At 42.1% G+C, this 23,928-nt stretch carries 19 protein-coding genes; 6 read left to right on the top strand and 13 right to left on the bottom strand.

Going from position 1 to position 23,928, the window contains the following annotated elements; all coding sequences use genetic code 11:
- Window positions 1-714 precede the first annotated feature (714 nt).
- Window positions 715-1,005: a hypothetical protein gene (locus V7K27_RS27550; RefSeq protein WP_334951517.1), complete on the bottom strand. Its 291-nt coding sequence runs from the start codon at window positions 1,003-1,005 to the stop codon at window positions 715-717.
- 703 nt (window positions 1,006-1,708) lie between these two features.
- Here V7K27_RS27550 and leuS point away from each other — a divergent pair.
- The 4 genes from leuS (at window position 1,709) to V7K27_RS27530 (ending at window position 7,537) form a co-directional block, all read left to right on the top strand.
- A complete protein-coding gene (leuS, locus tag V7K27_RS27545) occupies window positions 1,709-4,357 on the top strand; it encodes a leucine--tRNA ligase (protein ID WP_334951516.1) in 2,649 nt (882 codons plus the stop codon).
- Between the two features lie 411 nt (window positions 4,358-4,768).
- Window positions 4,769-5,095 carry a DUF433 domain-containing protein gene (locus V7K27_RS27540; protein ID WP_334951515.1) on the top strand — a complete coding sequence of 109 codons (327 nt, stop codon included), beginning with the start codon at window positions 4,769-4,771 and terminating at the stop codon, window positions 5,093-5,095.
- Between the two features lie 3 nt (window positions 5,096-5,098).
- Window positions 5,099-5,419 (top strand): DUF5615 family PIN-like protein, encoded by a 321-nt coding sequence (locus V7K27_RS27535; protein ID WP_334951514.1) that lies wholly within the window; start codon window positions 5,099-5,101, stop codon window positions 5,417-5,419.
- Between the two features lie 543 nt (window positions 5,420-5,962).
- Window positions 5,963-7,537, top strand: coding sequence for a group II intron reverse transcriptase/maturase (locus V7K27_RS27530; protein WP_334951513.1), 1,575 nt, complete (start codon window positions 5,963-5,965; stop codon window positions 7,535-7,537).
- 538 nt (window positions 7,538-8,075) lie between these two features.
- On the opposite strand, the gene V7K27_RS27525 is transcribed toward V7K27_RS27530, so the two are convergent.
- Window positions 8,076-8,327 (bottom strand): hypothetical protein, encoded by a 252-nt coding sequence (locus tag V7K27_RS27525; protein WP_334951512.1) that lies wholly within the window; start codon window positions 8,325-8,327, stop codon window positions 8,076-8,078.
- Window positions 8,328-8,798: 471 nt separating this feature from the next.
- Between V7K27_RS27525 and V7K27_RS27520 the strand changes: the two genes are divergently transcribed.
- On the top strand, window positions 8,799-9,953 hold the full coding sequence (locus V7K27_RS27520) for a pyridoxal-phosphate-dependent aminotransferase family protein (protein WP_334951510.1): 1,155 nt from the start codon (window positions 8,799-8,801) through the stop codon (window positions 9,951-9,953).
- Between the two features lie 431 nt (window positions 9,954-10,384).
- Here V7K27_RS27520 and V7K27_RS27515 read toward each other — a convergent pair whose 3' ends face one another.
- The 7 genes from V7K27_RS27515 to petM form a co-directional block, all read right to left on the bottom strand.
- Window positions 10,385-10,612, bottom strand: a complete 228-nt coding sequence (locus V7K27_RS27515; protein WP_334951508.1) for a DUF2949 domain-containing protein — start codon at window positions 10,610-10,612, stop codon at window positions 10,385-10,387.
- A gap of 516 nt (window positions 10,613-11,128) precedes the next feature.
- A complete protein-coding gene (locus tag V7K27_RS27510) occupies window positions 11,129-11,623 on the bottom strand; it encodes a DUF192 domain-containing protein (protein ID WP_334951507.1) in 495 nt (164 codons plus the stop codon).
- 99 nt (window positions 11,624-11,722) lie between these two features.
- On the bottom strand, window positions 11,723-12,409 hold the full coding sequence (nblR, locus tag V7K27_RS27505) for a response regulator transcription factor NblR (RefSeq protein ID WP_334830759.1): 687 nt from the start codon (window positions 12,407-12,409) through the stop codon (window positions 11,723-11,725).
- Between the two features lie 61 nt (window positions 12,410-12,470).
- Window positions 12,471-12,677 carry a hypothetical protein gene (locus V7K27_RS27500; protein ID WP_334951505.1) on the bottom strand — a complete coding sequence of 69 codons (207 nt, stop codon included), beginning with the start codon at window positions 12,675-12,677 and terminating at the stop codon, window positions 12,471-12,473.
- Window positions 12,678-12,681: 4 nt separating this feature from the next.
- Window positions 12,682-13,599 carry an NAD(+) kinase gene (locus V7K27_RS27495; protein WP_334951503.1) on the bottom strand — a complete coding sequence of 306 codons (918 nt, stop codon included), beginning with the start codon at window positions 13,597-13,599 and terminating at the stop codon, window positions 12,682-12,684.
- A 727-nt stretch (window positions 13,600-14,326) separates the two neighbouring features.
- Window positions 14,327-15,325, bottom strand: coding sequence for an SDR family oxidoreductase (locus V7K27_RS27490; protein ID WP_334951501.1), 999 nt, complete (start codon window positions 15,323-15,325; stop codon window positions 14,327-14,329).
- Window positions 15,326-15,518: 193 nt separating this feature from the next.
- Window positions 15,519-15,623 carry a cytochrome b6-f complex subunit PetM gene (petM, locus tag V7K27_RS27485; RefSeq protein WP_292767545.1) on the bottom strand — a complete coding sequence of 35 codons (105 nt, stop codon included), beginning with the start codon at window positions 15,621-15,623 and terminating at the stop codon, window positions 15,519-15,521.
- A gap of 307 nt (window positions 15,624-15,930) precedes the next feature.
- Here petM and pdxA point away from each other — a divergent pair, with 307 nt between their 5' ends.
- Entirely contained in the window at window positions 15,931-17,004 is a 1,074-nt protein-coding gene (gene pdxA / locus V7K27_RS27480) for a 4-hydroxythreonine-4-phosphate dehydrogenase PdxA (protein WP_334951500.1), read from the top strand.
- Between the two features lie 247 nt (window positions 17,005-17,251).
- Here the strand turns inward: pdxA and V7K27_RS27475 are convergent, their stop codons facing one another.
- From V7K27_RS27475 to V7K27_RS27460, 4 genes are all read right to left on the bottom strand, one after another.
- Window positions 17,252-18,619: a diguanylate cyclase domain-containing protein gene (locus tag V7K27_RS27475; RefSeq protein ID WP_334951499.1), complete on the bottom strand. Its 1,368-nt coding sequence runs from the start codon at window positions 18,617-18,619 to the stop codon at window positions 17,252-17,254.
- Complete coding sequence (locus V7K27_RS27470; RefSeq protein ID WP_334951498.1) at window positions 18,609-21,272, bottom strand: hybrid sensor histidine kinase/response regulator; 2,664 nt, start codon at window positions 21,270-21,272, stop codon at window positions 18,609-18,611. Before V7K27_RS27470 ends, V7K27_RS27475 begins: the two co-directional genes overlap by 11 nt.
- Window positions 21,273-21,281: 9 nt before the next feature.
- Entirely contained in the window at window positions 21,282-22,268 is a 987-nt protein-coding gene (locus V7K27_RS27465) for an ABC transporter substrate-binding protein (protein WP_334951497.1), read from the bottom strand.
- A 494-nt stretch (window positions 22,269-22,762) separates the two neighbouring features.
- A complete protein-coding gene (locus tag V7K27_RS27460) occupies window positions 22,763-23,482 on the bottom strand; it encodes a response regulator transcription factor (protein WP_334951590.1) in 720 nt (239 codons plus the stop codon).
- Between the last annotated feature and the right edge of the window lie 446 nt (window positions 23,483-23,928).

The raw sequence follows: 23,928 nt of genomic DNA, 5'->3' as shown, positions 1-23,928 counted from the left end.
CCCCTAATTCAGTCAATATCCACTCTTGTTTTTTTTGACACACGACGACAATCAATTTTCTAATAAATTTATCCGGAGAATGGTGGTTAAACCTAGAACATTTAATTGGTAGATGCACCCTGATAACTAGCTCCCCTGGTTGGCTAACACCCACTGGGGGGTTTTTTATTACTTAATAAGTACAAAACTTACGCACTGAAAACCTGAAATCTATATCTGAATAAGTCCACGCCACTTGCTTCTCCTGTACAAAGACGCTCTTGCTAGGAAGCCTTAAGAGTCGGAGAACCCTTTCAGTAGTTCCTACCCTGCGCGTTCCTATCTTGCTACCGCTAGTAGTCTGTCGCAAAAGTTAAGGCAAGAGACTGATTATTGTAAAGACGGCGATTTATCGCGTCTTTGCGAACTAGGACGTGTCATTAAAAAACCTTATCCGAACCGTATTCAGACCACTAGGCTAACAGCAAGGCACTGGCTCTCCTGAAAAAGGGAACTCTAAGAGCGAACTTTTTCAGGGATTTGGGGGATCTCTTGTGCATAAGTCCGAAATCAGTAATCATCTCTGACACACCCATTTTTGAAGGCAGCGCACCGGTCATTTGATTGGTAGGTCTGTCCTGATAACTAACCCCTCTGGGGTTTTTCTCTGATAAACAATAACAACTTCAACCTTTGCTAGTTTATCCGGTAGCTACCCATTTGCCTGAGAAAAGATTATTGGTAGATGCACCCTGATAACTCACTCCCCTGGTTGGCTAACACCCACTGGGGTTTTTTATTTAAAAAAATAACTGACGATTGTACAAATTTATCCGGGTTATGGTGTTCAACCTGAGAACATTTAATTGGTAGATGCACCCTGATAACTAGCTCCCCTGGTTGGCTAACACCCACTGGGGGTTTTTTTATGCGATCGCCCAGATAACTGGAATGCACCAATACTATTCTTGCTACTGCTGATAGACCTTGAGTATCCTCCTGTTGCCAGGATAGAGCATTGCTCACTCAATCTCTGAATCCCTTTCTTTTTATTGTGAGCTACAGATGCCACTTCAAAATGATTGTTATGATATTTAATCACATTCTTAATTTTTTTTCTATATTTTGACCTTTAACTCTTTGTCTACCAGCAATCCTGCTCTCAACCTCAGATCAGAGCTTCCTCGCCGACTACATCATAATTTTTCGTTCCCAGGTTCAGAACATTGATGACAAGTTAAGATTACAAACTATTTTTTGTCAATAAGCAATAGTGCTTAAAAAATTTTCAAACATCGGGGTTAGGGACTTCCAACAAATAAATTACCCAATCTTGTGGGGTATTGTTTTATTTGGAAGTCCCTTAGAAGCACAATTTTTAAGTCAGCGATCGCTACGCGTCATATTTAATCGTTTACCCTTGTTCTCAAAATTCAGTACGAGGCTAAATTTAATACTTGATATTTCAGTTGATTTAGGGCTTAATTACTGTTGACAAAACTAACTTTTTTTATGTCCATATTTCATGGGGAGTATATAGTCAAAGTTCTTAGAGTATTAGTCTAAGAACTTTCGGGATATAAAATAGAGAGAAATAGAGGATAAAGGTAAATTGATTTTAGAAATCAAATTAGAAAATTACTAGACAGATAATTCCCTGAACATAGTAGTTTAAATGTACTAATAAGTACAAATACTAGAAATTTAGTAGAAGTAAAGTGTAACAGGCATGAAAGCATTGGAAATAGGTCATTCTGTTGATTCTCGATATAACCCAGCAGCGATTGAGGAAAAATGGCAAAAAACATGGGTAGAACTTGGCTTAGATAAGACACCTACAGCTAGCAACAAGCCAAAATTTTACGCTTTATCCATGTTCCCTTATCCATCGGGCAGTCTACACATGGGTCACGTCCGTAATTATACGATTACAGATGTGATTGCCCGCCTGAAGCGAATGCAAGGGTATCGGGTAATACACCCAATGGGTTGGGATGCCTTTGGCTTGCCAGCAGAAAATGCCGCCATTGACCGTGGTGTACCGCCAGCAAAGTGGACTTATCAAAATATTGCCCAGATGCGGCAGCAATTGCAGCGTCTTGGTTTATCCATCGACTGGGAATGCGAACTTGCTACCTGTTCACCAGACTATTACAAATGGACACAATGGATTTTCTTGCAGTTTTTGCAAGCGGGGTTAGCTTACCAAAAAGAAGCAGCTGTAAACTGGGACCCCATTGACCAAACTGTACTGGCAAATGAGCAAGTTGATAACGAAGGACGTTCTTGGCGCAGTGGGGCAATAGTTGAGCGTAAATTATTGCGGCAATGGTTTTTCAAGATTACCGACTACGCCGAAGAATTGCTCAATGACTTGAATAAGTTGACAGGTTGGCCGGAACGTGTGAAGCTGATGCAGGCAAACTGGATTGGTAAATCCACAGGCGCTTACTTAGAATTTGCGATCGCTGGTATAGATGAAAAAATCGGCGTATACACCACACGTCCAGATACCGTTTATGGTGTCAGCTACCTAGTATTAGCACCAGAACATCCCTTAACAAAGCGCGTCACCACAAAAGAACAACAAGCAGCAGTAGAAACCTTTATTAAAGAAGTTTCCAATCAAAGTGAGTTGGAACGTACCTCAGAAGATAAACCTAAGCGTGGTATCTCCACAGGTGGGGTGGCAATTAATCCGTTTACAGGGCAAGAAGTGCCGATTTGGATTGCTGACTATGTACTATACGAATATGGTACTGGGGCGGTGATGGGTGTACCAGCACACGATGTCCGGGATTTTAAGTTTGCTAAAAATTACGATTTGCCAGTTAATTTTGTCATTGCTTCCCCAGATGATGTTGCAGATTTTGACTTAACTCCAACATCAGAGATAGATGAAGTTACACAACTCATCCAAATTGAATATAAGCAGGCATATACTGAACCAGGAATTTTAATTAATTCTGGGGCTTTTACTGGTAGGGCTTCCATAGATGCCAAACAAGCAATAATTGAATACGCCGAAAAACAAGGTTTTGGTAAAGTGCGGGTGCAATATCGCTTGCGGGATTGGTTAATTTCGCGGCAGCGTTACTGGGGCGCACCGATACCTGTAATTCACTGTCCCAACTGTGGGATAGTGCCAGTGCCTGATAAAGATTTGCCAGTACAGTTGCCCGAAGAGGTGGAATTTACTGGACGTGGCGGTTCACCTTTGACTCAGTTGGAAAGCTGGGTAAATGTGTCTTGTCCAACTTGTGGCACTCCGGCGAAGCGGGAAACCGATACGATGGATACTTTTATTGATTCCTCGTGGTATTTCTTGCGCTTCCCTGACGCTAAAAATGAACAACAGGTTTTCGATTCCAGTAAAATCAATGACTGGATGCCAGTTAATCAGTATGTGGGTGGCATTGAACACGCAATTTTACATTTGTTGTATTCGCGGTTCTTTACCAAGGTTCTGCGGGATAGAGGGTTACTGAACTTTGATGAACCCTTCCAACGCCTGTTAACTCAAGGTATGGTACAGGGTTTAACTTACCTAAATCCCAACAAGGGCGGTAAAGATAAATGGATTCCTTCTAATCTAGTAAATTCAGCCGACCCCCGCGACCCCGATACAGGTGAACCATTGCAACGTCTCTACGCCACCATGTCTAAATCAAAAGGCAACGGTGTAGCGCCAGAAGATGTAATTTCCAAATACGGTATAGACACAGCGCGGATGTTCATTCTGTTCAAAGCGCCGCCAGAAAAAGACCTGGAATGGGATGAAGCCGATGTGGAAGGACAATTCCGCTTTCTAAATCGGGTTTGGCGTTTGGTGACAGATTATGTTGCGGCTGGGGTATCTCGTAAGAAAGCCCAACTCTCTGATTTAACTAAGGCAGAAAAGGAATTGCGGCGGGCGATTCACACGGCTATTCAAGCGGTGACAGAAGACCTGGAAGACGAATATCAATTCAACACAGCTATTTCCGAATTGATGAAGTTGAGTAACGCCTTAACTGACGCTGACGTGAAAAATTCACCAATTTATGCAGAAGGTATTCGGACTTTAGTGATGTTACTAGCACCCTTTGCACCACACATTGCTGATGAATTATGGCATTTATTGGGTGAAAGTGATTCAGTTCACACTCAAACTTGGCCATCATTTGACCCTGTTGCTTTGGTAGCTGATGAAATCACTTTAGTGATTCAAGTTATGGGTAAAACTCGCGGCGCGATTCAAGTACCAGCACAAGCAGATAAAGCAGCGTTGGAGAAATATGCCCGTGAATCAGAAATTGCTCAACGTTACATCGAAGGCAAAGAGATTAAAAAGGTAATTGTGGTGCCTGGAAAGTTGGTGAATTTTGTAGTCAGCTAAGTACAGCTTTGCGTAAAACCGTAGCGTTTTTAATGCAAGCCGATGCATTAACAATGTAAGTCAACGCATTAACAATGTAAGTCAACGCATTAACAATGTAAGTCAACGCATTAACAATGCAAGTCAACGCATTAACAATGTAAGTCAACGCATTAACAATGCAAGCCGATGCAATAACAATGCAAGCCGATGCAATAACAATGTAAGTCAACGCATTAACAATGCAAGCCGATGCATTAGCATTGTCGGGTATTACCAAATTTAATTCGTAGCGAATTGAGGGTTGAAATTTAAACGCACAGGGAAGCGCGGAGGGACGCGGAGAATTTGCTATGAATTAATGGAATGTTGTACTTAGGAATCGATAAAATTGTAAATGTAGCCTGACAAAACATTAGAGGATTTACATCCGTGACACTCAAAGAGTTAGAACAACAACTTCTTGCCCTCAGTCCTGGTGAAAAATTGCAGGCTATACATTTGCTTGCTCAAAGTCTCGGCAACAATTGGCAAGGAATTGAGAAAACTCCTAGAGTCTGTGGTGGAGAGGCTCGCATCGCTAAAACTCGTATTCCCGTCTGGGTACTTGTGGAAGCTCGCCGTCTTGGATATAGTGATGCTGACCTTTTGACGAGCTATCCAACCATTACAGCTACAGATTTAGCTAATGCTTGGGTATATGCAGAAGCTCATCCCGATGAAATCGAATTGGCAATTGAGCGTAATCAGGTAGCCTAGTCGATGGCACGGTTTTACGCAGATGAGCAGTTTCCGTTTCCAGTTGTGGAATTATTACGCGCTTTAGGGCATGATGTTTTGACAGTTCAAGAAGCAGAAAATGCAGACCAAGGTATACCTGATGAGGAAGTACTAGCATTTGCTACAAGTCAAGAACGCTCAATATTAACTATCAACAGAGTTGATTTTATCGGTTTGCATCGTCGTGATTCTAACCACTTCGGTATTATTGTTTGCACGAACAATCGTAATTGGGAACAGTTTGCAGCACGGATAGATGAGGCTGTGACAGCAGAAGAACCCTTGGTGCGATTCGTTGCTTAGTGAATCTCGGTATCCAGTCCGTACATAACTAAGCCAGCCCGACAGCAGATTACTGTCACAAAAGGCTGAACTCTCGGTCAGATGTAGGTGAAAGCCCTACCATTCAGACTCAGAATTGACTCCTTACCTGCCCACACCGAACAAGCTCGGTTCTTGTAGAGTGAAGCTGGGAACAGGGCGCAATCAGATGACCGTTGCGGGTTAACACTGGCGCTAACAGGGAGTTCCTATGATGAAACAGAGCCTAGAAAAGCGACTTATCTTCAGGCAGGGCGCAACGCTAAATCCCTGACCCCACTAGAATTCATTCCCGCCGAACGTAAAAAGGGGCAATCGGCAAGAGTCTAGGGAATCTAGTAGTCGAAGTTGGCTACATCTAACGGGACAATCAATCTCTCCGAGGGAACGAATAAAAACGAGTTGTGGGTCAAGGGGCAGTCGAACCCCAAGTAGTCCAGACGAGCGGAGGAATCCCCACAATTCGGGTAGGACAGACCGTAATTGGTCTGAGGTGTTCAGAATACACTAACCAGAGAAGAGAAAATGATTAGACACAGTTACAAAACTAGTGAATCTTGGAAAGCCCTACCGTGGAAGAAATTCCGCCGAAATCTTTTCCGCCTTCAAAAGCGCGTGTACAAAGCTGTTCAAGTTGGAGACAAGCGGAAAGCTAGGTTACTCCAAAAGCTTATTCTAAAATCCACCTCGGCTCGATTTCTTGCAATAAGACAAGTATCTCAGCTAAATGCTGGTAAAAAGACGGCGGGTATTGATGGTAAGAAATCCCTTTCATTTGAGCAACGCTTCAACCTAGAAGAACTACTGAAAATGAATAGCGGAAATTGGAAGCATCAAGGACTACGGGAAATCCCCATCCCTAAGAAGGACGGGACTACCAGAATGCTTAAGATACCAACCATCGCGGATAGAGCTTGGCAATGCCTAGCAAAATATGCACTAGAACCAGCACACGAAGCCACTTTCCACGCTAGAAGTTACGGGTTTAGAACTGGGCGCTCTGCCCATGATGCACAAAAGCACATCTTTAACAACCTTAACTCCCAAGTCAATGGAATAGAAAAACGAGTAATCGAACTCGATATCGAAAAATGCAACGACCTGATTAACCACTCAGCAATAATGGATAAACTCATCGCCCCCAAAGGCTTAAAACTCGGTATTTTCCGATGCCTCAAGGCAGGGGTAAATCCAGAATTCCCTGAACAAGGAACCCCACAAGGGGGAGTGGTCAGTCCTTTGCTTGCCAACATCGCGCTCAACGGGATTGAGAGTATACACAGGCATCATACGAATCAGGGATACAGAATCACTGATAAAACCTCAGCCAGGGATATCATAGAACCATCAGTCCGATACGCGGACGACATGGTTATCATACTCCGACCCGAAGACGATGCGAAAGAGATACTTGAAAGAATCAGCGAGTTCCTCCGCCAACGCGGAATGCAAGTAAGCCAAAAGAAAACCAAAATTACCGCCGCGACAGATGGGTTTGATTTCCTCGGCTGGCACTTCAAAGTCCAGAAAAACGGAAAGTTTAGATGTACTCCCTCAGTGGACAACTTTAAAGCGTTCCGTAAGAAAGTAAAATACATCGTCAACAACTCGAATTATGGTGCTACCACAAAGGCTCAGAAATTAGCCCCGGTAGTTAGAGGTTGGAGAAACTACCATAAGTTCTGCAAGATGGACGGGTCTAGAAACTCGTTATACCACATCCAAAAAAGAGCTTACACGGTATTTAACAAGGAAACCAAACAAGACCGCTACTCTAGCAAGAAATTACTAGACAAAGCATTCCCAAAAGTCTCCTACTCCGAAAATAAACACGTCATGGTCAAAGACACAAAATCCCCCTATGACGGAAACACAGCCTACTGGAGCGAACGTAATAGCAAGCTCTACGATGGCGAAACCTCTATTGTTCTTAAGAAGCAAAACCATAGATGTGCTTCTTGCGGCTTAAAATTCATCGATGATGAACGGGTTCACCTGCATCACATCGACGAAAATCACGCCAACTGGAAGAAAAAAAATCTAGAAGCAATTCATGAGAGTTGCCACGATTACAAGCACATGAGCAAAAGCGCAAGCTAAGAACATCGGGAGCCGGATGCACAGAAATGGGCACGTCCGGATCTAACTGAGAGGTGCGGGAGATAATACTCCCCATCGACTCAACCCAAGGAAAACTAATTCGTGTTGTACGTCCAGCCACTTAAAAAGGTTTTAATGCGATGTCTACGACGGGCTACGCCTACGCACGGATGTTAAAGCCATCAAGCATCTGTTGCAAAAACTATTGTAACAGTAGTTTCCTTCTCTGGTATATGTGTATTTAAAAACATCTGTATGAGCGTCCAGAGAGTAGGACTGTTTTATTTATACACGAAAAAGCGCTTGAGGTTTTGCTCACTCAAGCGCTTTCCCGTAAAAGCTTATACCAACTCACTCGTTTGATGTAACATTTGAAATCTGCAACACTCCCTTAGGAGAGAGCATTGCGGGGATAACTTGTGACAAACATCTGGTGAAATGGTATCACTCCTTGCACTAACTAAGAATATCTCTTTTGCAATAATACCGGGGATCTGGTGAGTGACAGTTTATGAACTGAACACTAGTTAAAAACGACTCATCGTGGATGGTAACTAACAAAACTAAGCACGATTGTAGCAATTTTGTAAGTATAGTATAAAAACTTATAGTTTATTAGCGTAGGCGTAGCCCAACTTAGGCATCGCCTATCGCTGATTGTAGTTTCACAATATGCAGCAATTAGTAGCATAAATATCTCAAGTTCATCGGCAAATAAACCGCCATCAAGTAAGCCAGAGAAGTCTTGGATATTAGCATCAAAGGGATTTTGATTGGAATAAATTATCATCTCTTTAATGGATAGAGGTATTCTTTAGAGAATGGTCAATCAAAGAACAAATCCTCGACTCAAGCAGATTGAAAACTTTGGGTTGGGTATCTTCTATCTCTTAACAAACGGTAACATCCAAGTCTTCCGCATAGTGTAGGCGGTTACTTTCTTCGTTGAAGCAAAACACAGCTTTTTCACCAACGATTCCCGTGATATTGAAAACGATTTCGCGTGTTTCTATAAAAACAACAGAAGCAGATTATGGGTAAAATTTAAGAACTGATCATACCAGTGCCTAAAATTGTGAGAGTCTAGATAGACGCTTCAGCCTTGGCTAAAATAGCCACTTCCTTACGAGCAAACGCCTTAACCTGGCATCTAAGTATGTGGTAAGATTGCCTAGAACAGAGGTTTCATCGGAGTTGGAGTCTCGTATAAATTGCAAAGGTCAAACAATTTTGACTTTTATTTGACTTTTAGGATACACACATGAACGATAAGCTGATGCTGATGATTCCAGGCCCAACGCCGGTGCCAGAAGCTGCCTTACTGGCATTAGCCAAGCATCCCATTGGACACCGTACTAGTGAATTTAGCAACATTTTGGCAGAGGTGACGGAAAACCTCAAGTGGCTGCACCAAACTCAAAATGATGTGCTGACGCTGAATGTCAGTGGTACGGGTGCTGTAGAAGCCGCAATAATTAATTTCCTCTCTCCAGGCGATCGCATTTTAGTTGGTTCTAATGGTAAATTTGGTGAACGCTGGGTAGAAGTTGGCCAAGCCTACGGTTTAAATGTCGAAGAAGTTAAGGTGGAATGGGGAAAACCCTTAGACCCCGCAGTATTTGCCGAAAAACTCCAAGCAGATACCCAAAAGCAAATCAAAGCCGTAATCATTACCCACAGCGAAACCTCGACGGGTGTGTTGAATGACTTAGAAGCCATCAACCGCCACGTCAAAGAACACGGTGAAGCTTTAATTATCGTTGATGCTGTCACTAGCTTGGGTGCGTTCAATCTCCCCGTGGATGCTTGGGGTTTGGATATCGTCGCCTCCGGTTCCCAAAAAGGTTATATGATTCCACCGGGATTGGGTTTTGTCTCTGTCAGCCCCAAGGCTTGGGAAGCTTACAAAACTGCGAAGCTACCAAAATATTATTTGGACTTAGGTAAATACCGCAAAGCCACAGCCAAAAATACAACTCCATTTACTCCGCCTGTCAACTTGATTGTAGCGTTGCACACCACGTTACGAATGATGAAAGAGGAAGGCTTGGAATCAATATTTACTCGACACGAACGGCTTAAGAATGCTACCCGCGCCGGGATTCAAGGGTTAAATTTACCCCTGTTTGCAGCAGATAGTTCCGCTAGTCCGGCGATTACGGCTGTAGCACCACAGGGAATTGAACCGGATAAGATTCGGTCATTCATGAAAAAACGCTTTGATATTGCCCTCGCAGGCGGTCAAGACCATTTGAGTAACAAAATTTTCCGTATTGGTCACTTGGGTTTTGTGAGCGATCGCGATATCCTCAGCTGTATAGCATCCTTAGAAGTTACACTCTCAGAACTTGGCTACGAAGGCTTCACCCCTGGTTCTGGTATAGCAGCAGCAGTTAGAGTGTTTACTCACTCCTGAGTACTGAGTGCTGAGTATTGTTATTTATACTCAGCACTAAATCAAAAGAACGAGTTAAATTATCAACTCGCTCTCTTGATTTATCCTTTGTACAAGGTAGAGTCTATGTCATACGGCTAGATTCTCCTGAATCAGCTACTCATAAGCTAATATTATTAATTTCCACCCAATCAATGGCTAAGAGACTAGCACCATTGGGTTTCGCCATTTTGAATTTTAAATTTTGAATTGCTTATTTATAAGAAGAATTCAGAACTCAGGAGTCAGAATTCCGAATTGAATTCTGTACGACTGGGTAATGAATATTGGTTTAAAACCTTGCCCGCAAGTGGCGCGAAAAAAATTAAAATATTCTCGCTTTAAAACTCTATCCCTTTATGGGTGGAGTATTCTGAATTCTGAATTCTGAATTCTGTATTCTGACTCCTGTTTTATGCTGTCTCCAGCCAATCATAAATTTTTTCTAACTGATCTAGAGTAATCAACCCATACTGCCAAAGAATCATTGCCAAAGGCCCTGGGTCTTCCTCCCGATGCCGAAGCGCCACCGCCAGTGATGCTGTGGAAATTGCCAAATCTTCTTGCAAAAAACGAATCAGTCGAGAATATTTTGATGGTGACATTTGTATCTCACCTCCTTGTACAGAATGTATTGTCATATATCAGTTCACCATTGCTCGGTAGCCAGTAGCCAGTAGCCAGTATTTCATCTGTCACTGTGCCGTTATCGGCTATACACCCTAGCACAGTTTTTTTGATCTGCCTTTAATAGAGGCTTTTGATAGAGGGTCTGAGAAATAGAAATTTGCGTACAAATCATCTGCTCGATTATCAAGCAGTATTTTTATTTAGTTAAGCTGGCTCCATCTTGTTTACTTTTCTACTTTATTTAATTACACAGGTAGTAACAAAGATTCCATAAACTATACTCTCTTATTGGCGACTATTTTCACTTGCGCCCAAGGGAATATTTTTGCAACCAAACCTTAAGACCGCGATTTCAGGTTGGAGACAGTAGAATTTTAGATTATTACCACAGTTTTTAAATGGTAGCGTTACAGATGACTTTTTACCACAATACGTGATATTTTTTACAAAAAAAATATACATTTCGATAGTATAGGCTCTCAACAGAGAAACCACCCAAATCTTTATCCCCACAAAGCACCGAAGTCTTAAAACTCAATTTTGACAATATCACCCGCTTTCAACTTCAATTCGGCAGCTCTTCCAGAGCGAAGTTCAATCACCTTATCGATTGGTGTATTGGGGCCATAAGTAGGACAAGGCTCATTAGCACAAGGAGGTGCAGCAGCCTGAATATATTTAACTACCCCGTTACGTAGAAATACCATATCCAACGCCACAGGTACATTCTTCATCCAGAAACTGACTGATTGCGCTGAAGGGAACCCAAATAGCATTCCTCGGTCATCTGGCAAAGCTGGTCGATACATCAACCCCATCTCTTGCTGTTTTGGGGTCTGCGCTACCTCTAATTGAATCGTTGTGCCATTAGGAACAATGGCTTTTGCAGAAATTGGTAGTGTTTGACCTAAACTCTTCTGTGGTGCTGGAGTTTGAGTGGAAGGTTTAGCTGTTGTTGGCACAGAACAGCCCATCAGAAATATACTCAGCAACATCGAGAGCAAACTTAGCCGACGAGTCATATAGTTTTTTGATTTTGTAATTTAGATTTCAATTTTACAGAATTTACGGCGATTTGCATTTAAATAGACCAGCTTGTAGAGAGGTTTCATGAAATATCTCTAAGATTCTCTTAAAACGTAGCCGACACCGCGCACTGTCTGAATCAGGCGCTTTTGACCTTCATCTTCGATTTTTAAACGCAAGTAACGGATGTACACTTCAATGACATTCGACTCACCCAGAAAGTCGTAACCCCAAACATTTTCTAGAATTTGTTCGCGGGTTAATACCTCACGCGGATGTTCCATTAAGAATTTTAATAGTTCAAATTCCTTCATTGTCAAATCAATTGTCCGCCCGTTGTGTATGGCACGGCGAGTTGCGATGTCTAAAATTAAATCCCCAAAGCGTAACTGCTCCGTAGTATCTAAATCGGGTTTTAAGTAGAGGCGAATCAACTTCAAAAAGTCTTCTGAGCGGTAAGGCTTGAGGATGTAATCATCGGCTCCAGCTTCTAGACAAGCTACCCGATCATCAACTGTATCCCTTGCCATTAAGATCAACACAGGCGATCGCAGACCAGTGCTTCTGAGATTTTTGCACAATGAGAGTCCTGATTCTCCTGCTAGCATCCGGTCTAAAACAATTAAAGCAGGTTGGCGATCGCGACAGTGTTGCAAACCACTGGTCGCATCATGAGCCAAAATTGATTCATAGCCGGCTTCTTGCAAATCGCAAGAAAGCTGATTTGCTAGGCTCTCATCGGTTTCAATCACCAAAACACATGGACTTTGAGCAACTGTCATAACAATTTGGGATATTAGATTGGGGATTGTAAAGATATTCCAGAGAAAATCTTTACATCAGTTATAAAGTGCAATTAAGGGTTTTTAGTGATGGAGCAATCCTGATTTGATACGTGGGGAGTGGGGAGTGGGGAGTGGGGAGTGGGGAGTGGGGAGATGAGGGAGATGAGGGAGATGAGGGAGATGAGGGAGATGAGGGAGCAGGGGGAGAAATGACCAATGACAAATGACCAATGACAAATGACCAATGACAAATGACCAATGACAAATGACTACGGCAATTCTACCGAAGTTGGTTTGGCGATATGTGGCAAACCCCAACCTAATTTTTCTCGCAAAATTCGGAAAAACTCAGGCGGTTGCAGGCGAATAAATCGGACACTATATTGCGATCGCTCCATATAAACTCTATCCTCTGGTAAGATATAGCACCCACCATTACCATCTACGACCATCACCAGCCGAGGGATGTTTACTGGGTAGATGTTGACCGATTCCGTATCTGGAAATACCAATGCTCTAGAAGCTAGGGAATGGGGACAAATGGGTACTAGCTGTAAAACAGGTACGCCAGGAGTCACCACTGGCCCACCAGCACTCAATGAGTAAGCTGTAGAACCAGTAGGCGTAGAAACAATCACACCATCCGCCGCAATATCTACTGGTGCATGACGCCCTATGGCAATTTCAAAATGGCACATAGAGGTCAAAGGTTCCCGGTGCAGAACCATTTCATTTAAGCAGAGGGCTTCCCATAGCACTGAATCTCCCCGAAAAACTTTGACGGTGAGCATGGCTCGTTCTTCAATTTCATACTCACCCGCCATCACTTGTTCTAGTGCTTGGGGCAATTGATTCAGGAAAGTTTCTGTCAAAAATCCCATGTGGCCGGTATTCACTGTTAGCAGTGGAATACCACAGGGGGCTACTTGACGAGACGCTGCTAAAACAGTGCCATCTCCCCCTAACACCACTGCAAACTTCATGTCTGAATCAAAACCAGGAGGTGTCAGACCGTCAATCGGCGTGTGAAATACAGGACTCTCAGGGGTAGAGTAGCCCAGTATTCCACCGATACTCGATGTGATACATACATTCCAACCGGCTGCGGTTAGCTTGTCTTTCAACTCGATAGCGACACGACCCGCTATCGGTTTAACGTCATTGTAGATAATGCCTGCTTTCGGCACACTCAAATATCCAAATTTAGGCGATGCTCTTTATTATTTGACACTCCCCGCTCTCAGTATACGGAGATTCTTAGTTCAACGACATGCCTTAAAATTGTCCATCCTTGCGGCAATATTTAAACCTGATACCCGTTCAATAGAACAAAGTGCCGAGTCTAATTTAAACAACCCCAGTGGGCTTATCTCCCTAAGCGTTAGAGAATCGCTTCTCTAGTTCCCGTATGCCCTACGGTACTTTGTCCAATCAATAATAGTCTTGTTTTCTCGTATGGGTGCGCGTTAGCTACCCTAGCTATGTTTATCGTGGTTTTCGCCGCCCACTATCCATTATTATTTCCTAGCCAGTCGTTTTGGGGTTGGTTATCCATTCGATGCTCGCGGTTATTGTACCTGTAGTGTAGTCTTATTATACCCTCAAGTGTTTACAGAATATTGGCGGTGGTTAAAACCACCTGAGCAGTCACTGAGCTTGCTTGCCCTGAGCCCTTCGACAAGCTCAGGGTAACACCTACGCCGTTCGCGCAGCGTCTCGTAGAGAAGGGTCAAAGTGTCGTTTTTTATCGCCTACCTAAAGGAAAGAATATGGTACTATGTACCTATTCTTTAGAGGCGCTCATTGTTCCCAGCATTTCTTGTAATCCTTACACATTTTTGGTCATGTAGTCATTAATCTAGAGTCAAATGTCCAGAGTCTAGAGTTTAATGACTAATGTCTGTTTTGTAATGACTATTGACTATTGACTTTTGAAGACTGTTTGAAAGGAGTTTTTTTAGGTTTCTGCTTTTTATTTTTATTTTTTTGGTAGTCTACCTCTTTGAGCTTCTTCATGATTCGGCTGAAGTACTCTTGTAGATAGCTTTCTAAGGTTGTAGTTTGTTGCTGATCTAAACCAAATACTGTATATACTTCATCCATTGAAGCATTTAACTGTTTGCCACTAGCCAATACTTCTGTAAACGCTAGCCTGTCTGCGACGTTCCATCCCCACTGAAAGAACCGCATTATGCCCCGAACAGCACGCAGCAAGTTTATTGGCATCCGCGTTACCCTAGCGTCTTTTCCAGATAAGCGTTCGCACAGGCTGATGATTTCCTCTGCACTCCATGCACGAGTCCCGACTACAGGAAAAGCTTGGTTTTCCGTTTCTGGTACACTCAATGCTCGGATAGCAAACTTCGCAATGTCCTGAGTGTCCATATAAGCGATGGGAGAAGAATTACCTGTTACCCAAACTGGCTGTGCTTCCAGAATGGGAATCCCGTACTGACCGATTAACCCTTGCATAAATCCAGCTAGCCGCAAGATGGTATAATTCAAGCCCGACTCAGCCAGGAAGAGTTCTGTACATCGCTTAATTTCCATTAGCGGCACTTCTGGGTATTTATCAGCATCTAAAATCGAAAAGAAGATAAAACGCTTTACACCTGCTGCTTTGGCGGCTTGAATCAATGCTACTTTGCCGTCCCAGTCCACTTGTTTGATACTCAGTGAATCTGTAGGGCGAGATGTTGACGCATCAATAACTTGGGTTACACCTTCTAATGCTTGGACTAAAGTATCGGGGTAACGCAAATTTCCCGGTACTAGTTCTGCACCCCATTCTTTGAGAAAAGCTGCTTTTTTACTACTCCGCACAAGACAGCGTACTTTATACCCCTCATCGATAGCACGACGAGCCACTTGTCTTCCTAAGGTGCCAGTGGCACCGACGATTAATAATGTCATGAGAGTTGTAATAAATTTTAATGTTTTATCAAAAGAATGTTATCAGGATAACCTATGCAAACAAAAGTTTACATCTTTTCTCAGAAAATTAATTTATTTGGAGAGATTTATGGGAAAAAAGGGAGTGGGGAGTGGGGAGTAGGAAATGGCGAGAATAATACTCTTAACTCCTAACTCCTAACTCCTAACTCAATTATTCTTCTGTGCCCTGAATTTTCAGTAACAAGGCACCTAAAGCCCAGCCCACGAAGATTAAACCGAAAGACAATAGAGCTGCATTCAAAAGTTCGCCGCCCATTGGTGTGATTCTCCTTATGCAAAGTGGTGTGTAAACTAGGTCTACCAGAAGCTTTTCAATAGTTGCTAGGATTAGACCTGTGTAAACAATTTTAAACTAGTTTAGCAGGTAATCCCTACTGGTTTGGGGGCAATCCCTAGCGTGGAGGGGAGATGAGGGAGATGAGGGAGATGAGGGAGATGAGGGAGATGAGGGAGATAGGGAGATGGGAAAACTTGTTGAAAAAGAATGCAGAATCCAGAATACCCAACTGAATTCTGACTCCTGACTCCTGAATTCTGTTCGATAATAATTATGAAGAAATTTTATGTATCAAAATAATCAAGGTAATTTAGGAAATTTTGGCAAAGAGAATCGTCCGCGTTTGGCGCTGACGCTGGGAGATCCGGCGGGGATTGGGTCGGAGGTGATTTTGAAAGCTTTAGCAGATCCCCAAATCAGTCAAAAATATGACGTTACAGTGGTGGGAAACCGGGATTTGTTGGCACTGACTTATCGCAAACTGAATTTAAGTGAGAATTTAGCACCTTTGGCAAATCCAGATGAGTTGTCAGTCAGCGATGTGCTGTTGGATGGGAAAATTAAAGCTGAAATTATCCCAGGAATAGGTAATGCGGCGAGTGGTGCGGCTAGTTTTGCATATATGGAATATGCGATCGCTCAAACACTCGCTGGTAAATTTGATGGTATTGTCACGGGCCCCATCGCTAAATCTGCTTGGAAAGCCGCAGGGTATAATTATCCAGGGCAAACAGAACTTTTGGCGCAAAAATCAGGTGTTGAGCGTTTTGGGATGTTATTCGTAGCGCGATCGCCCCATACTGGTTGGACACTCCGCACCTTACTTGCTACCACACATATTCCCCTACGTCAAGTAGCGGATATGTTGACACCGCAATTGTTGACACAAAAACTGGATTTGTTGGTGGAGTGTTTGGAGAGGGATTTTGGTATAGATAGGGGTAGAATTGCGATCGCTGGGTTAAATCCCCACAGTGGCGAACAGGGACAATTAGGACATGAAGAACAGGATTGGCTAATTTCTTGGTTGGAGCAAGAGCGGCAAAATAGACCACAATTACAACTAGATGGACCGATACCGCCAGATACGATGTGGGTTAAACCTGGTCAAGCTTGGTATGGAAATTCTTTAGTACAAAATCCGGCTGATGCTTATCTAGCACTTTACCACGACCAAGGCTTAATTCCTGTGAAGCTGATGGCGTTTGATCGGGCAGTTAATACTTCTATTGGTCTTCCTTTCGTTCGCACTTCACCAGACCACGGAACAGCGTTTGATATTGCGGGTAAGGGAATTGCTGACGCTACGAGTATGAAAGCAGCAATACATTTAGCGGCTGAGTTGGTTAGTGGGACTTAGACAAAAAATACCCAAAAAAGACACAGCGTTATATATAGCGCAATACTGTTAAGTTAAGGCTAAAACTCTTTATCAAAGTCAATTTTTTTAACGAACCGCAGAGGCGCAGAGGAAACAGAGAGAAGAAAAAAATGCTTAACCCAAGCGTATTGATATATAGCGGTTCTCGCTTGAGTAGGTACTGAACCCCACCCCGCTCTTCGAGAGGGGGCTAAGATATACCTTGTGTGATTAGGAAATACTATATCTAATGAGTAGAATAGCGATCGCGCCCCTTTTGTTTGGCATTGTACATTGCTTTGTCGGCTGAAGCGATGAGTGTATCTGGCTTGGTGTCGCAAGTAGGTATGATAGAAGTAATACCCAAACTAACTGTGACGATATCCTTGATATCAGACTTTGCATGAGGAATCGCCTGATCGTGAATTGCTTGTTGAATATTTTGTGCTACTTTGATCGCTCCTACTAAATCAGTATTGGGGAGGAGTACCAAAAATTCTTCTCCTCCGTAACGCGCTACTAGATCAGCAGAACGACGAACTATCTCTTGCACTGTTTGCGCTATCCTAATTAGACAATCATCGCCTCCAAGATGACCATAGTAGTCGTTGTAAGATTTGAATTTATCAACATCAAATAAAATCAGTGACAGGGGTTGTTGTTCTCGTGCAAGGCGTTTCCATTCTGCTTCCAGTCGTCCATTGAAGCAGCGACGGTTAGCCACCTGAGTCAAACCATCTAGATTTACCAGTTGTTCTAGTTTTTGATTTACATCTTGGAGAGCTAGTTCAATTTGTTTACGTTCAGTAATGTCGCGTATGGTAATAGCAAACCCATCACCTTGCTTTACTGCCACAAAGTGATACCAGGAAGAATTGCCTAATGGATAGTAAAAATCCCCTTTTAAAGCTTCCCCCGTTTCGACGATATTAATCAAGTGATTAAAGAGTTCTGGTTCTAGATTAACTAATAATTTTTTGAGTAGTAATTTACCGATCATATCTTTACGGCTACTGCCGAAGGCTCTGGCAATGACAGGGTTGACAACTAAGCAACAGAAATCCTCGATGTCCCCGGTTGCGAGGTTGCGGACAGCTTGCATAGCGGCAATACCATCCAGTGAACTATTCAAAATGCTGGCTAGCATTGCCCTGGACTGATACAGTATCTCTTCTGTTTCCCTGCACTTAATATTTTCTTCTTCTAGAAGCCGTTGCTGGCGTTGAATGGTTAACTGATTTTCTAGACGCGCTACAACTTCTTGCATCTGAAAGGGTTTGGTGATGTAGTCTATTCCCCCTGACTCAAAGGCGGTTACTTTATCGAAAACATCATCTAAAGTACTAATAAAAATAACAGGAATGGTGCGTAAAACTTCATCCGCTTTGAGAGTTCTACAAACTTGATAGCCATCCATTTCTGGCATCTTGATATCTAAAAGGATGATATCTGGCCGCTTTATTTTTACTGTTTTCAGTGCCATCCGCCCACTAGTGACGCCGCGAACTGTGTAGCCAAGTTTGACAAGAGAATCGCTTAATAATTGTAAGTTTTCGGGAATGTCGTCTACTAGGAGAATATTACCTTTATTTTCTTTGCTAGAATCAAGATTCATTGCTTCTCAGGGGTTCGGCTAAATTAACCAATTCCTCAAATTCAAATTTACGAGCAAGTTTTGTTAAAGATTCTACTAGAGAAGTTTCTGTTTTGGGAATATCTCTAATTAATTCCATGACAAGATTAGTATTTGCTTCTAAAGCAGCTTCATAGAATTGACTAATCCATTCTTGAGACATACAAATTAGATGATCAGATGTCAAATAATTTTCTTCTATATATTCCAAATTTGAAGAATTATTTTCAGCAAATATATATTTGACACCTAGATGTTTCGCCAGTGTATCAAAAATCGTATGTTCTGCAAAAGGTTTGCGGAGAAAGTCATCACACCCGGCTGAAAGCACGATCGCTTTCTCTTCTTCTAAAACACTCGCCGTTAAAGCTATCACAGCCGTAGCATTGCCTTTGGTAGTGGACTTGATGTATTTTGTGGCTGCGTAACCGTCCATAATCGGCATTCGCATATCCATCCAAATCAGGTGGGGTTCCCATTCATCCCAAATAGCGATCGCTTCTTTTCCGTTACTGGCTTCTTTTATCTCAAACCCTAATGGTTCTAAAAGTTTAATTAGTAATTGACGATTAATAGATTTGTCATCTACTATTAAAATTTTGTAGGTAGGCTGACCAGGAGCAAGTGCCAACACACGCTGCCGTACTTCTGCACCATTGCTATTTGTTTTTTGACCCAATTTCACCTGAATATTAAATTTAAAATTTGTACCTTTTCCTAATCTGCTTTCTACTGAAATATCACCTCCCATCAGTTGTACAAAATTGCGACTTATTGCTAAACCTAAACCTGTACCTTCCTGCATCTCTTTTCCCGCTTTTGCTTGGGTAAAGGCTTCAAATAATTTTGGCAATTCTGCGGCGGCGATGCCTACACCTGTATCACGAACCATAAAATTAAGAGTAAAAACATCTTCTGTTATTTCATTTTCATTAACTACAGTCAAAGTAATAAATCCATCTTGGGTAAATTTAATCGCATTACTTAATAAGTTAATTAACACTTGATGAAGTTTGACGGCATCGGTGCAGATATGACGCGGGACATTTTCACTTCGTTCAAATATTAATTTTAATCCCGCATTAGTTGCCCTCAAATGAAGCATATCTTCTAAATCATCCAGTAAGCGATACAAATCAAAATCGCTAGGATTCAGAGTGGTTTTACCTGCTTCGACTTTAGACAAATCCAGAACATTATTAATTAGTGTGAGTAAATAATCACCACTACGATAGATGATACCTGCATTTTCATATTGGTCTGCGGAGAGATTGTTAGCGCGTACCATCAATTGAGAAAAGCCAAGAATAGCATTGAGAGGCGATCGCAATTCATGACTCATGTTGGCAATAAATAAACTTTTAGCTTGATTTGCTACTTCGGCTTTTTCTTTAGCAATTACTAACTCTGCTGTTCTCTCCTCTACCCGTTGTTCCAAAGTTTCAAAAGATGTTTGTAACTGAAATGCCATGTTATTAAACGATTTTGCCAGTTGACCTATTTCGTCTTTTGAGCTAATTTTGGCACGGATATCTAAGTTACCTGCGGTAAACTGAGAAACTATATTGGTAAGATAAATTATTGGCTTCGTTAGCAGTTGCCCAATGGCAAAAGCGATGATTGTCACAACTCCAGCGATAAATGCAAATAGAAACATTGCGTCACAAATTTGCTTTTCTACAGGTGCTAGGGCAACAGCAAGGGGCTGTGCGAACAACACAGACCAAGGTTTATATTTTAAGTGAGCGATCGCAATCAGATTAACCTGATTACCTGTTGCTTTCAAAGATGCAATTAAATACAACTGTTTATGATCCAATGCTTGCTGAAGTTTTGACTCATTAGTTGCCAATTCTTTGACAGGAGAATTAGGCAAACGCCCTGACCGTTGCAGTTGAGTTACAATATTGTCAGGCAGAGGCACAATTGATTTAAAAAGCAGTTCTGGTGCAGTGCTATGTGCCAGATAAATATTATTTTCATCTAAAAGAATAGCAAAGGATTTTGCCCCAGCCCGTTCAGTTTGTCGAGTTACTAACTGCTGAACAACAGTAGCATTGTATGAAACACGCAATACACCCAATATATCTCCCTTGGCATTGCGAACCGGACTGCTAAAAAAGAGGGTAACAAGGTCAGGAATTGTCGGCGATCGCTTCATGCTAGAAACAAAGGATAATCCAGTTTGTAGCGGTTTTTTAAAATAATCTTGAACTGATTCATCTTTGCCAATGTTCGCTGTATATGTATCCAAGACATTTTTCCCGTTTAAGTCCAGCAAAGAGTATGAGAGAATATTGAGCATATCTTTGCGACTCAGACGGGTTAATGTTTCTGTGGCCAATTGCATTTCGGGGCTGTCATCTCGCTGTTTTGCAGTTAGGCTGAGGTAGCGTGCCAAACCTGGTAAAATCGCCTCTACGCGCACGGCATTGAGATTTCCATCAATAAAGGCATCTATTCTGTTAGCGGTTTCGTTAGCCGCCGCAGATAGGGCTTGTTTTGCGTTATCCGTTAGTGCTTTTTCAGTTGTCTGTTTGTTGATAAATGCCAATAACAGCAACGGAATCAAAGCAACAATCAGAAACGAGGCGATCAACTTTGTACGGATGCCGCCCAAAAGGGAGTGCTGCATGGCTTTCAACTAGGAGGGAGGGTTCAAGAAGGAAGAATTGAACAAACTTTTTAGCTCAGGAATGCGCGTCACGTTTCCAGAGCGAATAAAGAAGTCTGCATATATCTTGGCAGTTTTGTAGATGGAATGAGGGTTGCTAGATTGAAAGAATTTCTGATTTTCACCTAAATCAGTTAGGTTTACTCCCTCCAGAGAGTTTGCATTGGTAGGAATTTTTAATGCTTTGCTGATGATAGCGTTTCCTTCTTCGACATTGGCTTTCCAGTAGGTTGAGGCTTGCAGCCATCCTCGCACAAATGCACGAATGTCTTCGGGGCGATCGCGGATTGTCTCACTGCGAAAGACAATCATATCTAAAATCAAGCCAGGGGTTTGTTTGCTGCTAAATAGAATATGTCCCCCTAATTTGATAGCTTCAGAGAGATGGGGTTCCCAAGTGTGTCCAGCTTGAATAGTGTTATTTTTTAGGCGTTGAGGAATTTCTGAAGCCTCTAATTTAACCAAGTTCACATCATCGCTGGTTAAGTTGGCTGTTTTCAACATCTCAGTCACGAAAACTTCGCTAAAACCGCCTAGATTTGCACCCAGCTTTTTCCCTTTCAAGTCAGCGACGGTTTTAATTTGTGATTGGGCGACTACTACATCTGCTCCTATTGATTCATCTATAACCACCACGCCTTGTATATCTGGATTTGTGGCACTCAAGATGATAAAACTTCCCAAGGTCAATATTATCCCATCATACTTACCCGCACTGAAATTTGCTATTTCCAATTGGGTGTATCGTTTAGAAATTAGTTCTACATCTACACCTTGAGCTTTGAAGAATCCTTTTTCTTGAGCAATAATGCCTGGATGCTCCCCAACAAAAGATGCAAATTCCACTTTCAAGGGAGGGCGTTTGAATTCGGTCGGTGCCCAAGTATGACAAGCAAATAGCAAACAGGCGGTAATGAGAAAAACACTAAGGTATCTGAGTAGTTTAAACCGTAGCATTGCCTTTGGTAGTGAACTTGATGTATTTTGTCGCTTCCTAACCGTCCATAATAATAGGCAAATCAGGTGGGGTTCTCATTTATCCCAAATAGCGATCGCTTTTTTCCGTTACCCAGGGCGATTTCATTCTAGACAGAAACTGCCCAGAACTGAAGTTCAGAGGCTCATAGCTAAAGTCCGTTAAAACGGACTATAACCTTTTCTTATATCATTTCTTTGTGAGGCTGCGCCAAACCCTTTTAACTTCTTTCTTTCTTTCTTTCTTTCTTTCTTTCTTTGTGTCCTTTGCGTCCTTTGCGGTTTGTTTTTCTTTCTTGTACTTAAATATGGTTTAGCGCATCTTCATACAGAATCAGTTTCAGTCCTTCGACCCTTCTCTACGAGACGCTGCGCGAACGGCGCAGGCTCAGGAACCATCGGGATTTCAGCCCCATCTGAAATGTCTTTAATTTTGAATTTTGAATTTTGAATTTTGAATTGTTATATCGGGAAACTTAGGAATTAGTATTCTCATCGGGCACTTCAAACTTGTAACCATAGCCCCGCACAGTTTTAATAAACTCCGGTATGCTGGTATCGACTTCCATCTTCTTGCGAAGCTGACCAATATGCACATCAACTACCCGGCCATCTCCTACGTAGTCGCAACCCCAGATTTTTTGGATTAGCTGTGGGCGACTCCAAGCCTGATTAGGATGACTTGCCAAAAAATGTAAAATATTAAATTCCAGCGCTGTTAAAGTCAGAGGTTTATCGTTAAGTGTTACCTCCCGACCCTCTGGGTTAATTGCTAGCTGCTTGAAGATGATACGTTGTGATGGGGAGGGGTTGATGTAGCGTATGCGCCTTAAAAGAGCTTCGACTCTAACTTCAACTTCTGCTAGACTAAATGGTTTAGTCATGAAATCATCAGCACCTGCGCTTAAGATTTTAATTTTATCAGCCTCATCAGTTCTACTAGTTAGTATCAGCACTAAAACATTAGTACGACTTTGCATTTCTTGGCAGAGGCTATAACCAGTAACATCCGGTAAATTCCAATCCAGAATCACTAAAGCCGGGTTGAATTGCTCAAACAACGATAAAGCAGTCTTACCATCTGCTGCTGACTCTATTTGATATTTCCGACTTAAAAAACGATTGACGAGATTTCGCACGCCGAAGTCATCATCGACGATCAGAATTTTGGGAGTAGTAGCAGTAACCATAACCATAATGTTGCCTATTGTAGATTGGGCGATTTGCTGTTGCACCAATTTTGCTTTACGTGTTTCTGTTGAAAGTGTATTCACTCGCGTCTGTGCTGAGTGCGATCGCTACTGTAGTACTTGTATACAATTAATTTTCCATGAAGTCTATCAAAACTTCAGCCATCATAATGCTTATAAAATGTATAAGTATTGTATGATTTTTGTATAACTTTGAATTTATATTCTCTGAATTTGAACTTTTATACTTAAGATAAGTGTAATTGAAGAGCATCTTTATAACCGCAAATAGTTCAGAAAAAAAACCAAACATCACGGCAATTGCTACAACTTTGTCAGAGCAACGCCCTCTCTGATTAATTAGGTATCTACAAAGACTCACAAACGAAGTCATAAGCCAATCTAGATTCTAAACTCCTACTTACCCAAATTTACTCGAGCCTACGGGTATA

It is taken from the genome of Nostoc sp. (assembly GCF_036919575.1).
GTDB lineage: Bacteria > Cyanobacteriota > Cyanobacteriia > Cyanobacteriales > Nostocaceae > Nostoc.
This window is presented reverse-complemented; position numbering and strand designations above follow the sequence as displayed.